The sequence below is a fragment of the Christensenella timonensis genome (genome assembly GCF_900087015.1).
GTDB classification, from domain to species: domain Bacteria; phylum Bacillota; class Clostridia; order Christensenellales; family Christensenellaceae; genus Christensenella; species Christensenella timonensis.
In genome coordinates, this window is the sequence record NZ_FLKP01000002.1 from 977,631 (window position 1) to 989,777 (window position 12,147).

Sequence of the window (12,147 nt, forward strand, 5' to 3'; positions counted from 1 at the left end):
CGGGCTTTTTTATGCAGTACGGATCGCCGCGTGGGCGCTGTGCTTTTTGAAGAAGCGGAACACGAGGATGAGCGCACACGCAAGCGTCAGTATCTCGGTCGCGGGCCCCGCCATCCAGACTCCGTTTAAACCAAAGAAACCCGGCAGCAACAATACGAACGGGATAATGAGCGCAAAGCCGCGCAGCGCGGAGATAACAAAGGACGGGCGCGGCTGCGCGATAGAGGCGAAAAACGAGGTCGTGACGATGTTGAGCCCCGCAAAGAGGAAGCCGAAGAAGTAGATGCGCAAGCCGTCTACCGTCAGGGCGGCAAGCTGGGCGTTGTTTTCACTGTTGAAGATGGAAGCGATCTGCGACGGGAAAAAGAACCCGACCAGGAAGAACACAAGGCCGAGGATGCCCGCGAGGATCGCCCCGCCGGTATAGATGTGCCGCACATGATCCATGCGCCCCGCGCCGTAGGAATGGCTCAAGATGGGCTGTATCCCCTGGCCGACACCGGTGAAGATGGCGATGCACACGAGCGCAAGGTTGGCGATAATGCCATAGGCGGCAACGCCAAGGTCGCCCGCGATGCGCAGGATGGTCAGGTTAAAGACAATGATGATGATACCGGACGAAGCTTCCATGATAAACGAGGGCAGCCCGGTCAGCATTGTTTTTTTGACTTCCGCACCCTTGAATTTTGTTTTTTGCAGCTTGAAGTTATTTTTTTTGCGCAGGAAATGCAGCGAGAGGATCGCCATGCTGACAATGGGGGAAACGCCTGTTGCCAGCGCCGCGCCGAAGATGCCCAGCTGCATGGGGAACACGAAAATATAGTCGAACACGATATTGAACAGGCAGCCTGACAGCATACCGATCATGGCAAGGCGCGGATCCCCGTCGTTGCGTACGAACGCGACCAGCAGGTTGTTCAGAATGAACGCACACGAGAAAAGCATGAGCATTTTCAGGTAGGTGGAGGTCATTTCAATGATGTGCTCCCCCTCCGCTCCGAGGGCGATGGAAAGCGGGCGGTTGAAGAGCAGGCCGCAGGCTGTGATTACTATGCCGCATATGGCGGCGACGACAAATGCCTGCGTAAAGATACGGTTTAGGGAATCCTGCCTGCCTTTGCCGATGGCGATGGAAAAAAGCGTCGCCGAGCCGATGCCGATCATCAGGCCGAGCCCATTGATAAAGCTGTAGACGGGGATGGCGAGGTTCAGGGCAACGAGGCCGTCCGCCCCGATACCGTTGGCGACAAAAAAGGTATCCGCCAGCACATAAAGGGACAGGCCGAACATGCTGAGTACGTTTAAGGAAACATACTTTAAAAAGGTAGCGGTGATGTTTTGGTTGTTTATATCCTGCATATCGCTTTTACTCTCCTTACCAAATAAAAAAGGCCCGTGCGTATCCACAGGCCTAACAATACGAATCCTTACTATTTTGGGAGCACCCGGCGGTGCGCAGCTTTCCCACTTATTTCACTGATTGCCATTATAGCAAAGGGGGAGAGGGGTGTCAAGAGAAAAGAGCCGCCTATTTGGCGGCCCTTTGGATGGACGTTTTAGATTTCCTTATCTTTTAACGCAAGCGCGCGCATTTTAAGCGGCAGGCCGAAGAGGTTGATGAAGCCTTCCGCGTCCTTGTGGTCATAGACCTCGTCCTCGCCGAACGTTGCGAATTCTTCGATGTACAGCGAATAGGGCGACTGGATGCCAACGTGTTTGCAATTGCCTTTGTACAGCTTCATGCGCACGGTACCCGTGACGGTCTTTTGCGTCTCTTCCACAAAAGCGGACAGCGACTCGCGCAGCGGGCAGAACCATTTGCCGTCGTATACGAGCTCTGCGAATTTTGCGGCAACGCCTTCCTTATAGTGCATGGTGTCTTTGTCGAGCGTCAGCGTTTCAAGCGCTGCGTGCGCCGTATAGAGGATGCGTCCGCCCGGATTTTCATATACGCCGCGGCTCTTCATGCCTACAAGGCGGTTTTCCACGAGGTCATCGATACCTACGCCGTTTTCCGCGCCCAGCTCGTTTAGCTTCGTGATCATTTCTACCGGGCCGTATTTTTTACCGTCGATGGAAACGGGGATGCCTTTTTCAAATTCGATCGTGAAATAGCACGGCTTGTCCGGCGCCTGTTCAGGCGTTTTGCAGACCATATACAGGTCGTCCTTGGGTTCGTTCCACGGGTCTTCAAGGTCTGCGCCTTCATGCGACAGGTGCCAGATGTTCGCGTCCATGCTGTAGTTGTGCTCTTTATCGACCGGAACGGGGATATTGCGCGCCTGTGCGTATTCGATTTCTTCTTCACGGGACTTTAAATCCCAGATACGCCAGGGGGCGATGATATCCAGCTCGGGCGCGAGCGCCTTGACCGTCAGCTCGAAGCGCACCTGGTCGTTGCCTTTGCCCGTCGCGCCGTGGCAGATCGCGTCCGCGCCGACTTCCTTTGCAATTTCAACGAGGCGTTTTGCGATGACCGGACGCGCGAACGACGTGCCGAGCAGGTATTTGCCCTCATACATTGCGCCTGCCTGCATGGTCGGGTATACGTAATCGGTGATGAATTCTTCCGTCAGGTCTTCGATATACGCGTCGCTGGCGCCTGTATTAATCGCTTTTTCATACAGGCCGTCGAGCTCCTTGCCCTGGCCGACATTGCCGCATACCGCGACCACATCCTTTACGCCGTATGTTTCCTTGAGCCACGGGATGATGATGGAAGTATCAAGACCGCCGGAATATGCGAGAACTACTTTGTTATACTGTTTCATGTTAAAACTCCTTTTACTGCGCCTGTTTGCAGGCGTTTCATTCATTTGATATTTATAATTATACATAAAAATGAATAATTATGCAATAGGGAATTTTAAGAAAATACAAAAATTTTTTCAGCAGGCGGGAAATTGCGAAATGGCGCAGAATCATGTATACTACTAGGGAGCAGTGGAACCCGTTTGCTGGTCAGGACGTCAGGAATTGATTGGTTTTGCAAGCGGAAACGCGAAGCAAAACAACTTTGAGCAAAGGGGGCACGCGGGGGAAGTGCAACGTCCGACCGCGAAGCGACCTAGAGGGAGCGCAATTAGTGATAGTATTAGGAATCGATCCGGGGCTTGCGACAGTCGGGTACGGCGTTGTGGGCTGCGATGAAAAGACAAGGCTGGAATTGATCGACTACGGCACGATATTGACGGAAGCGGGGGAGCAGTTCCCCATCCGCTTAAAGCAGATACACCATGGGATCGGCCGGCTGATCGACATGTTCCATCCGGATTGCGTGGCGTTTGAGGAGTTGTTTTTCAACAAGAACGTAACGACGGCGATCAACGTGGCGCAGGCGAGGGGGGCGGCCCTTGTGGCGGCATCCGAACGGATGGAGGAGTTATATGAATATACGCCGCTGCAGATCAAGCAGGCGGTCGTAGGGTATGGGCGCGCGGACAAGCACCAGGTGCAGATGATGGTCAAAACGCTGCTCTCCCTAAAGGAGATCCCCCGCCCCGACGACGCGGCGGACGCAGTTGCGGTGGCGATCTGCCATGCGCACAGTGCAAAAACGGCGGGGATCCTCAATACGAAGATCAAATAAGAGGTAGGAAATCATGTACGCATATATATCCGGTGAGGTGGTGCAGAAGGCGGCGAATTACGCAGTCATCGACGTAGGCGGCGTAGGATACCAGATTTTTACGGACACGTTTTCATTGAATACATTGAAAACGGGTGAAACGGGAAAGCTGTATACGTATCTGAAGGTCGCGGAAGCCGAAATGACGCTTTACGGGTTTTCAACGACGGAACAGAAGAACATGTTTGAAAAACTGATCACAATCAGTGGGATCGGCCCCAAGGTCGCGGCTTCCGTGCTTTGTGTAATGCGCGTAAACGATATTGCGGCGGCGGTCATTTCCGGCGACGACAAAGCCTTTGCGGCGGTTCCGGGCATCGGCAAGAAGACGGCGCAGAGGCTGGTTCTGGAGCTCAAGGAAAAGGTGGATATCGAGGACGCCATAACAGACGGCGTAGATATGGAGATGTTTGCGCAGGACGCGGCGAGCGAGGCTGTGGCGGCGCTCAGCGGGCTGGGATATAATAGGCAGGAAGCTGTCGCAGCGATTTCGGCAGTGAAAAATTTGGGGGACAGCGCAGAGGAATTGGTTTCACTGGCATTAAAGAGAATGGGAAGATAAAAGGAGAGAAAGATGAAAAGAGTATTGACGGTAGTATTGGTAACCTTGCTCGCAGTGGTGATGGTGTCTTGCGCGCAGCAGGAGGTTAAGCCCAGCGAAATGCCCGCTCCATCAGAGCCGCCTGAACTTTCGGAAAGCGCAACGCCGCAGCCGGCGGCGACCGCGGAAGAAAGCGTGCAGCCTTCGCAGAGCGCACAGCCGGAGGAAACGGCAGGCATGGCGAACCCGTGGAAAACGGTTGCCGATGCTGCGGAAGCGGAAAAGCTTACCGGGCTTACGATGAGCGCGCTGCCGGAGGGGGCGGCGGATGTCACATACTCTGTTATGGAAAGCGATAAGACGGCGCAGGCGGTTTTTACGTGGAACGGCGATACCTATACGTTCCGTATGACCCCGGGTACGCCGGAAACAGACCTTTCGGGTATGTTCGTGGATTTTGCCAATACGGAAGACCTGACATGGAAGGACTATCCGTTTACTGTAAGCTATAATGAAGGAGCGGAAGGAAAAGCGGCGTGGCACGATGAGCTTACGGACGTGACCTATTCCGTTACCATGTCGCAGGGGGCGACAAGGGACAAGCTCGCCGAGGTTTCCAAGGTGCTGATCCCTGCGGGGTGAGCTGAAAGGGGTATCACTTGAGTTTTGAAGAAGAAGAATCCCGTATTGTTTCCGGGATGAAAATGACGGAGGACATCGTAGCGGATGCAACGCTGCGGCCGCAGTCGCTTGAGGAATATATCGGCCAGGATAAAGTAAAGGAAAAGATGGCCATCTTTATCGAGGCGGCAAAAAAGAGGGGCGAGGCGCTGGATCACGTGCTGCTTTACGGCCCGCCGGGGCTGGGCAAAACGACGCTGGCGCATATCATCGCGCAGGAGCTGAACGTCAATATCCGCATTACCTCCGGGCCTGCGATCGAGCGGCCGGGGGATTTGGCGGCGCTGCTGACAAACCTTACGGATAAGGACGTCCTTTTTATCGACGAGATACACCGCCTCAATTCCAGCGTGGAGGAGGTGCTGTATCCCGCGATGGAGGACTATGCGCTCGACATCATCCTGGGTAAGGGCCCGTCCGCGCGTTCCATGCGCATCGACCTGCCGCGCTTCACGCTGGTAGGCGCGACAACACGCGCGGGTATGCTGACGTCGCCGCTCCGGGACAGGTTTGGGATCATCAACCGCCTGCAGATGTACGATGCAGGCCAGCTCCAAACGATCGTCAAGCGTTCAGCGAATATTTTGGATATCCATGTGGACGAGGAGGGCGCGGTGGAGATCGCGCGCCGCTCGCGGGGAACCCCGCGTATCGCCAACAGGCTGCTGCGCCGTGTGCGCGATTTTGCGGACGTACGCGCCGAGGGAATGATCACCAAGGAAGCCGCGGACGAGGGCCTTAAGCTTTTGGAGGTAGACGGACTGGGGCTCGACCATTCCGACCGCCTTGTCCTCGAGGCGATCATCGTAAAATTCGGCGGCGGCCCGGTAGGGCTGGAAACGCTTGCCGCGACGACGGGTGAGGAATCGGGCACGATCGAGGATGTGATCGAACCGTTTTTGCTGCAATTGGGCTTTATCCAAAGGACGCCGCGCGGACGCTGCGCGACGGAAAACGCTTACCGGCATATGGGGCTGCCCATGCCGAATAATGACGGAAACAAGGGGCAAACAAAGCTGTTCTAGTTTGAATAATACACCATGAAAACATCTGATTTTGATTATGACCTGCCCGAAGAACTGATCGCACAAACGCCCATCGAGCCGCGTGACCATTCGCGGCTTTTGGTATATGACCGCTTGTCAAAAAAAGTGGAACACAAGCACTTTTACGATGTGGCCGATTATTTGAAAGCGGGCGATGTGCTGGTGGTGAATGAAACAAAGGTCATTCCCGCGCGCCTGTACGGAAAAAAGCGTGAAACGGGTACGGACTTTGAATTCTTACTGCTGAAGCGCTCAGCGCTCGATACGTGGGACGTGATCATGCGGCCGGGAAAAAAATTGAAACCGGGCGGTTATGTGGATTTCGGCGACGACCTGTGTGCGAAGCTGCTGTGCAAGAAAGAGGACGGCGTGTGCGAGGTTGCCTTTGAATACGAGGGCGTGTTTGAAGACGTGCTTGAAAGGTACGGCAATATGCCGCTGCCTCCGTATATCACGCAGCGCCTGGAGAAAAAGGAGCGTTACCAGACGGTATACGCAAAGGAGGACGGCAGCGCGGCTGCGCCGACGGCGGGACTGCATTTTACTCCTGCCCTTTTAAAGAAGCTGGAAGACAAAGGCGTGATTTTGGTAAAGATATTGCTGCATGTGGGACTGGGAACCTTCCGCCCCATGAAGGAAGAAACGGTGGAAAACCACGTCATGCATTCGGAATATTACAGCGTCAGCGAAGATGCCGCACGAGCGATCAACGCGGCCAAACGGGAAGGACGCAGGGTGATCGCCGTGGGAACGACGTCTGTGCGGACGCTGGAGAGCGCGGCAAGGGACGGCCTGGTTCAGGCGGGCAGCGCGGATACGGATATTTTTATTTATCCGGGTTATGCGTGGCAGGTCGTGGATGCGCTGATTACCAATTTCCACCTGCCGAAATCTACGCTGGTGATGTTGGTGAGCGCGTTTTGCGGACGGGAAGAAACGCTGGATCTGTATCAGCAGGCAGTCGAGATGAAATACAGGTTCTTTAGCTTTGGGGATAGCATGTTGATATTGTGATGAAGATGGAAAAGGTTTGGGCGGCATATTTCAGCGCAACGGGCACGACGAAGAAAATTGTGGAAACAGTCGCGTGGGAAATTGCGCGGGAAATGAAAATAGAATGTGAAACGTTTGATTTTACGCTGCCAAAGGCAAGGGAAGGCGCGCCCGTTTTCGGCGCGCGGGATATTGTCGTTTTCGGCACGCCCGTATATGCGGGACGCGTGCCTAACGTACTGCTTAAATATTTGAAGACAGTCAAGGGAAACGGCGCGCTGGCCGTGCCGGTCGTGGTTTTTGGCAACCGCGATTTTGACGATGCGCTCATCGAGCTGCGCGATATTTTGCAGGAAAACGGATTTGTGCCAATTGCAGCGGCAGCCTTTGTAGGAGAGCATTCTTTTTCCGATGTACTGGCAAAGGACAGGCCGGACGGCGAGGATATGAAAAAGGCGCGGGACTTTGTACAGGGCGTTACGAAGAAAATCCATGTGCAGGGCGGTGAAAAAGGCGGCGCGTTGGCGGTGGATGGCGTGCCATATCCGTACAGGGGATATTACCAGCCGCGGGATCGTGCGGGCAACGCGATCGATATCCGCAGGGTCAAGCCGCTTACAAGCGGGGCCTGCGACAATTGCAGGCTGTGCTCGGAGATTTGCCCGATGGGCTGTATTGACTATGAAAATGTACGGGAATATACTGGGATTTGTATCAAATGCGGTGCATGCGTCAAGCGGTGCCCCAGGGGGGCGAAGTATTACGATGATGAGGGGTACCTGTACCATAAAACAGAACTGGAAGAAGGGCTGCTGCGCAGGGCAGAGCCAAAGGTTTTCTTATAAGGGAGTGGTCGTATGTTTGGGCACCTTGGGTTCTCGTATATCGGACTGATTTTTTTGTTGTTGCTTGCCGTCCCCAACATTCTTTGGAGCAGGCGGATCCCGGGAGATTACAGCGACGAAGGGGAAAACGGTATCTTGCTGTTCCTGGAACGCGTGGGCGAAATTGGCTGTGTGGTCTGCGCGGTAATGTTCAGCAATTTCAACTGTGAACCATTTACGCCGTGGACGGTATGGCTGATCGTGGCCTTTGTATGCATGGGACTTTATGAGTTATGCTGGCTGCGCTATTTCAAGGGCAGGCAGCGGGCAAAGGATATGTACCGCAGCTTTTTCAGGATTCCTATCCCGCTGGCGGTTTTTCCCGTCGCCGGTTTCCTGCTGTTGGGTATTTATGGCAAGGTGATCTGGATGATCCTTTTTGCCGCTATTTTGGGCATCGGACACATCGGGATCCATTTACACCACGCAAAAAGGTTTGGCCTGTTATAAAAGGGCAACGAAAAAAGCAGGGCATATTGCGCCCTGCTTTTTAGTTTACCATATGATCACCAGATTCCCAGTATATGCTGCATCCCCAGGCTGACCGCTGCGATGCCGATCCAGCAAATGAGGCCCATGAAAATCGGTTTTCCACCTGTTTTTACCAACTTGACGATATTGGTATTGAGGCCGATGGCTGCCATGGCCATGATGATGAAGAACTTACTCAATTCTTTCAGCGGCCCGGTGACAAAGGCTGGCAGGTTGAAAACGGTCGTAACGACCGAGGCAAGTACAAAAAACAGTACGAACCAAGGAAATATTTTTTTGAAGCTGACCTTGACGCCTTCGCTCGCTTCCAGTTTCTTTTCTTTGCGGGTGCGTACAAACGCCAGCACAAGCGTGATAGGGATGATCGCCAGCGTGCGCGTCAGCTTGACGATGGTCGCGGTATCGAGGGTATTGCTGCCATGGATACCGTCCCACGCGGTTGCTGCCGCTGTGACGGAGGAGGTATCGTTGATTGCCGTCCCCGCAAAAAGGCCGAAACCTTCGTTGGAAAGACCGAGCGCGCCGCCCAAGGTCGGGAAAATGAGCGCGGCAATCACGTTGAACAGGAAGATAACGGAAATCGATTGTGCGATCTCCTCGTCGTTGGCGCCGATTACAGGCGCAGTGGCCGCAATGGCGCTGCCGCCGCAGATGGACGAGCCTACGCCGATCAGCGTTGAAATACGCGAAGGCATTTTCATTGCGCGGTACATGATGTACGCTAAGATGAGCGAGGTGGCGATGGTGGAGATGATGATGGGCAGGGACTGCGCGCCTACGCGCAGGATCTCCGTCAGGTTCATGCCGAAGCCGAGCAGTACGACCGCCCATTGCAGTATTTTCTTGGAGGTAAAGTTGACCCCCTCGTTCAGGCTGCCCCTGTTTTTGATCAGCAAGGCCAGTACCATGCCGATCAGGATGGCGAAAACCGGGCCTCCCACTACGGGCAGCAGTTTTCCCAGGAAAAAGGCTGGTACTGCGATCACAAGGCACAGCAACAGCCCTTTCCAGTGGCTTTTTAAAAATTTCATGTTTCTACCTCTTTATTATTCCAAATTAGTTTTATTATAACACGTAAAATGATAAAATAAAATTATATATATTTATGTTTAGATAAATATATATTATAGTTATGCGGAAAGAGGGGAAAGATCTTATGTTGGATTTCAGGACGGAAACATTTTTAACGGTATGTAAGCATTTGAATTATACAAAGGCGGCGCGGGTACTAAACATCACGCAGCCGGCGGTATCCCAGCATATTCGTTATTTGGAAGAGTATTATGCGGCGAAGCTGTTCCTGAAAAATGGAAAAAAGATCGAGTTGACACAGGCGGGGGCACAACTGCGCAGCGCCCTCATTGCCATGAAGCACGACGACCTTTTCCTGCGCAAAAAATTATCCCGCGGGCCCCGCAAAAAGGAGCTGAATTTTGGCGTCACGCTGACGGTAGGTGAATTTGTGATCCCGCGCCCGGTTGCGGAATATTTAAAAAAGCATCCGCATACGGAGCTGCGGGTCGTTGTTGCCAATACGCAGCGGCTCCTGAAGAAGCTGGACGATGGGGAGATCGATTTTGCCTTGGTGGAAGGGTATTTTGCCAAAAACGAATACGACCACATCGTGTTCCGTACAGAGCCGTACATCGCTGTGTGCGGCAACGCTTACCGTTTAAAAAAGCAGCCGCCGTACATGCTGGACGACCTGCTGTGCGAACGCATTTTGATCCGGGAAACGGGCAGCGGTACGCGTGAGGTGTTGGAAAAATGCCTGGAGGAAAAGAACCTGCAGGTCTCGGATTTTAGAAACGTCGTGGAGATCAGTAACTTAAGTATGATTAAAACGCTTGTAGCGGAAAACTGCGGCGTAACGTTCTTATATGAAGCTGCGGTGCGCAAAGAGCTGGATGAGCGGATCTTGCGAAAAATCGACCTCAATGATTTTTATGTGGAGCACGACCTGACCTTCATTTGGCGGCAGGGCAGCGTTTTTTCTGACGACTACCGGGTTTTGTATGAAGAGTTGCACGGTTAAAACATGGCTTTTTGACGGCCGGAACTTTTTGGAAGAATAAAGCGGCGCTTGACGGCGAAGGACACAGATGGTATAGTAAGCAATATCAAAAAAGAAGGAGACAGTGCGGTGCGTAAAATTTCTTGCAGATAATTATTTGAAAGGGTACGTGAAATGGAAGATATTCCGTTTGTTTGGGCGTGCCTGTGCAAGAAAGTTACAAAACCGGTATCGAACCTGTTCTCCCATACCAGAGGGATATTCCCGTTTGCGGCATATATGGCCTGCGGAAAAGTAATTTTCTTGCAGGCTTTTTTGTTGAAAGGAAACAATATGTCACAAATCAATATTTCCCACCTGGCGTTTGCATACGAAGGAAGTTTCGACACGGTTTTTGACGATGTGAGCGTCACGCTGGATACGGATTGGAAGCTGGGGCTTACCGGCCGGAACGGCTGTGGGAAGACAATGCTTTTAAAACTTCTTTGCGGGGGAATGGAATATCAGGGAAATATCCGCGCGGACGTTTCCTTTGATTATTTTCCCTTTGAAGCCGAAGACCCGTTATGTCTTACAATGGATATGATTACGGATACCGCGCAGTGTGAGCAGTGGCAGGCATCGCGCGAGGCGTCGCTTTTGGAGCTTGCGGAGGATGCGCTGTGGCGGCCGTTTACGAGCCTGAGCAACGGGGAGCGGACAAAAGCGCTGCTTTCGGCGTTGTTTTTGAAGCAGGGGAACTTCCTGCTCATCGACGAACCGACCAACCATCTGGACAGCCGGGCGCGCGGGGTGGTGGCGGAGTATTTGCGCAGAAAAAAAGGGTTCATCCTTGTTTCGCACGACCGGACGTTCCTGGATGGATGTATCGACCATGTCCTCTCCATAAACCGTACGAATATTGAAGTACAAAGCGGAAATTTTTCCACATGGATGGAAAACAAACGGCGGCAGGACGCGTATGAGCTGGAGCGTAACAAACTCCTGAAAAAAGAGATCAGGCGCCTTGAACAAACGGCGCGGCAAAAAGCGGAGTGGTCAGACAGGGTGGAAAAGACCAAAAAGGGCGCGCGCGTTGCCGGGCTCAGGCCGGATCGCGGGGCGATCGGGCATAAGGCTGCTAAAATGATGAGGCGCGCCAAAACGGTGGAGGAGCGTACGCAAAAGGCGGCGGAAGAAAAGGCGGGTCTTTTAAAAAACATCGAAAAGGCGGAGAAGATCGTTTTGAAGCCGCTGGCATACCATACGCAGCGCCTGTGGGCATGCAGGAACCTGAAGATATACTATGGGGAGAAGACGGTATGCGAGCATGTGGACCTTGTGATTGGGCAGGGAGAAAGGATTGCGCTTACAGGCAAAAACGGATGCGGAAAATCCAGCCTTTTAAAGCTGATCGTGGGGGAAAGTATTCCTTATACAGGGGAGGCGCATCCGGGGAGCGGCTTGAAGATATCGTATATTCCGCAGGATACCTCGTTTCTGGAAGGGACGCTTGACGCGTTCATCGCTCAGCATATGCTTGACAAAACCCTGATGCGGACGCTGCTTCGCAAGCTGGATTTTTCGCGCGGGCAGTTTGAAAAGGACTTGGGAGACTTAAGCGGCGGGCAAAAGAAGAAGGTGCTGATCGCAAAGAGCCTGTGCGAAAGCGCGCATCTTTACGTTTGGGACGAACCTCTCAATTTTATCGACATCGTCTCGCGCATGCAGGTCGAAGAGCTTTTGCGGGGCTGCGGGGCTGCTATGATTTTCGTGGAGCATGACGCCGCGTTCGTGCACAACGTTGCCACCCGGCAGGTACGGCTGTAGGCAAATTTACTTTTTGCGGCCCATCTGGTAAAATAAGACGGGTAAAAAGGCAAACGAGG

Annotated in this window: 12 protein-coding genes; 9 read left to right on the forward strand and 3 right to left on the reverse strand. The window is 53.2% G+C overall.

All coding sequences use genetic code 11. The annotated features are described in order from the left end of the window. Positions 1-9: 9 nt before the first annotated feature. Together BN6471_RS06175 and BN6471_RS06180 are read right to left on the reverse strand one after the other, a co-directional pair. Positions 10-1,359: an MATE family efflux transporter gene (locus BN6471_RS06175; RefSeq protein ID WP_066646580.1), complete on the reverse strand. Its 1,350-nt coding sequence runs from the start codon at positions 1,357-1,359 to the stop codon at positions 10-12. 197 nt (positions 1,360-1,556) lie between these two features. Beyond that, the gene (locus tag BN6471_RS06180) at positions 1,557-2,771 is read right to left on the reverse strand and encodes an argininosuccinate synthase (RefSeq protein WP_066646582.1); all 1,215 of its coding nucleotides are present in this window, start codon (positions 2,769-2,771) and stop codon (positions 1,557-1,559) included. Between the two features lie 314 nt (positions 2,772-3,085). Here BN6471_RS06180 and ruvC point away from each other — a divergent pair, with 314 nt between their 5' ends. From ruvC to BN6471_RS06215, 7 genes are read left to right on the forward strand one after another with little or no spacing between them, the layout of a single operon-like run. Further along, entirely contained in the window at positions 3,086-3,589 is a 504-nt protein-coding gene (ruvC, locus tag BN6471_RS06185; RefSeq protein WP_066646587.1) for a crossover junction endodeoxyribonuclease RuvC, read from the forward strand. A 13-nt stretch (positions 3,590-3,602) separates the two neighbouring features. After that, positions 3,603-4,190, forward strand: coding sequence for a Holliday junction branch migration protein RuvA (gene ruvA / locus BN6471_RS06190; protein WP_066646591.1), 588 nt, complete (start codon positions 3,603-3,605; stop codon positions 4,188-4,190). Between the two features lie 12 nt (positions 4,191-4,202). Next, positions 4,203-4,811, forward strand: coding sequence for a hypothetical protein (locus BN6471_RS06195; RefSeq protein ID WP_066646593.1), 609 nt, complete (start codon positions 4,203-4,205; stop codon positions 4,809-4,811). Positions 4,812-4,867: 56 nt separating this feature from the next. Beyond that, the gene (ruvB, locus tag BN6471_RS06200) at positions 4,868-5,875 is read left to right on the forward strand and encodes a Holliday junction branch migration DNA helicase RuvB (protein ID WP_066649842.1); all 1,008 of its coding nucleotides are present in this window, start codon (positions 4,868-4,870) and stop codon (positions 5,873-5,875) included. Between the two features lie 15 nt (positions 5,876-5,890). Then, positions 5,891-6,910: a tRNA preQ1(34) S-adenosylmethionine ribosyltransferase-isomerase QueA gene (gene queA, locus BN6471_RS06205; protein ID WP_066646596.1), complete on the forward strand. Its 1,020-nt coding sequence runs from the start codon at positions 5,891-5,893 to the stop codon at positions 6,908-6,910. Then, entirely contained in the window at positions 6,910-7,734 is an 825-nt protein-coding gene (locus BN6471_RS06210; protein WP_066646598.1) for an EFR1 family ferrodoxin, read from the forward strand. The genes queA and BN6471_RS06210 overlap by 1 nt, the downstream gene beginning before the upstream one ends. A 12-nt stretch (positions 7,735-7,746) precedes the next feature. Continuing rightward, positions 7,747-8,223, forward strand: a complete 477-nt coding sequence (locus BN6471_RS06215; RefSeq protein WP_066646601.1) for a hypothetical protein — start codon at positions 7,747-7,749, stop codon at positions 8,221-8,223. Between the two features lie 56 nt (positions 8,224-8,279). Here the strand turns inward: BN6471_RS06215 and BN6471_RS06220 are convergent, their stop codons facing one another. Next, positions 8,280-9,296 carry a YeiH family protein gene (locus BN6471_RS06220; protein ID WP_066646605.1) on the reverse strand — a complete coding sequence of 339 codons (1,017 nt, stop codon included), beginning with the start codon at positions 9,294-9,296 and terminating at the stop codon, positions 8,280-8,282. A 125-nt stretch (positions 9,297-9,421) separates the two neighbouring features. On the opposite strand from BN6471_RS06220, the gene BN6471_RS06225 reads away from it, so the two are divergent. Beyond that, positions 9,422-10,300, forward strand: coding sequence for a LysR family transcriptional regulator (locus BN6471_RS06225; RefSeq protein ID WP_066646606.1), 879 nt, complete (start codon positions 9,422-9,424; stop codon positions 10,298-10,300). A 312-nt stretch (positions 10,301-10,612) separates the two neighbouring features. Further along, a complete protein-coding gene (gene abc-f, locus BN6471_RS06230; protein WP_066649849.1) occupies positions 10,613-12,088 on the forward strand; it encodes a ribosomal protection-like ABC-F family protein in 1,476 nt (491 codons plus the stop codon). The last annotated feature ends 59 nt before the right edge of the window (positions 12,089-12,147 follow it).

Excerpts from the sequence above, each read along its gene's own strand:
- BN6471_RS06195 (WP_066646593.1), top strand. The coding sequence starts at position 4,203 with ATGAAAAGAGTATTGACGGTAGTATTGGTAACCTTGCTCGCAGTGGTG.
- BN6471_RS06210 (WP_066646598.1), top strand. The coding sequence starts at position 6,910 with ATGAAGATGGAAAAGGTTTGGGCGGCATATTTCAGCGCAACGGGCACG.
- BN6471_RS06215 (WP_066646601.1), top strand. The coding sequence starts at position 7,747 with ATGTTTGGGCACCTTGGGTTCTCGTATATCGGACTGATTTTTTTGTTG.
- BN6471_RS06225 (WP_066646606.1), top strand. The coding sequence starts at position 9,422 with ATGTTGGATTTCAGGACGGAAACATTTTTAACGGTATGTAAGCATTTG.
- BN6471_RS06175 (WP_066646580.1), bottom strand. The coding sequence starts at position 1,359 with ATGCAGGATATAAACAACCAAAACATCACCGCTACCTTTTTAAAGTAT.
- BN6471_RS06180 (WP_066646582.1), bottom strand. The coding sequence starts at position 2,771 with ATGAAACAGTATAACAAAGTAGTTCTCGCATATTCCGGCGGTCTTGAT.
- queA (WP_066646596.1), top strand. The coding sequence starts at position 5,891 with ATGAAAACATCTGATTTTGATTATGACCTGCCCGAAGAACTGATCGCA.
- ruvB (WP_066649842.1), top strand. The coding sequence starts at position 4,868 with ATGAAAATGACGGAGGACATCGTAGCGGATGCAACGCTGCGGCCGCAG.
- abc-f (WP_066649849.1), top strand. The coding sequence starts at position 10,613 with ATGTCACAAATCAATATTTCCCACCTGGCGTTTGCATACGAAGGAAGT.
- BN6471_RS06220 (WP_066646605.1), bottom strand. The coding sequence starts at position 9,296 with ATGAAATTTTTAAAAAGCCACTGGAAAGGGCTGTTGCTGTGCCTTGTG.
- ruvA (WP_066646591.1), top strand. The coding sequence starts at position 3,603 with ATGTACGCATATATATCCGGTGAGGTGGTGCAGAAGGCGGCGAATTAC.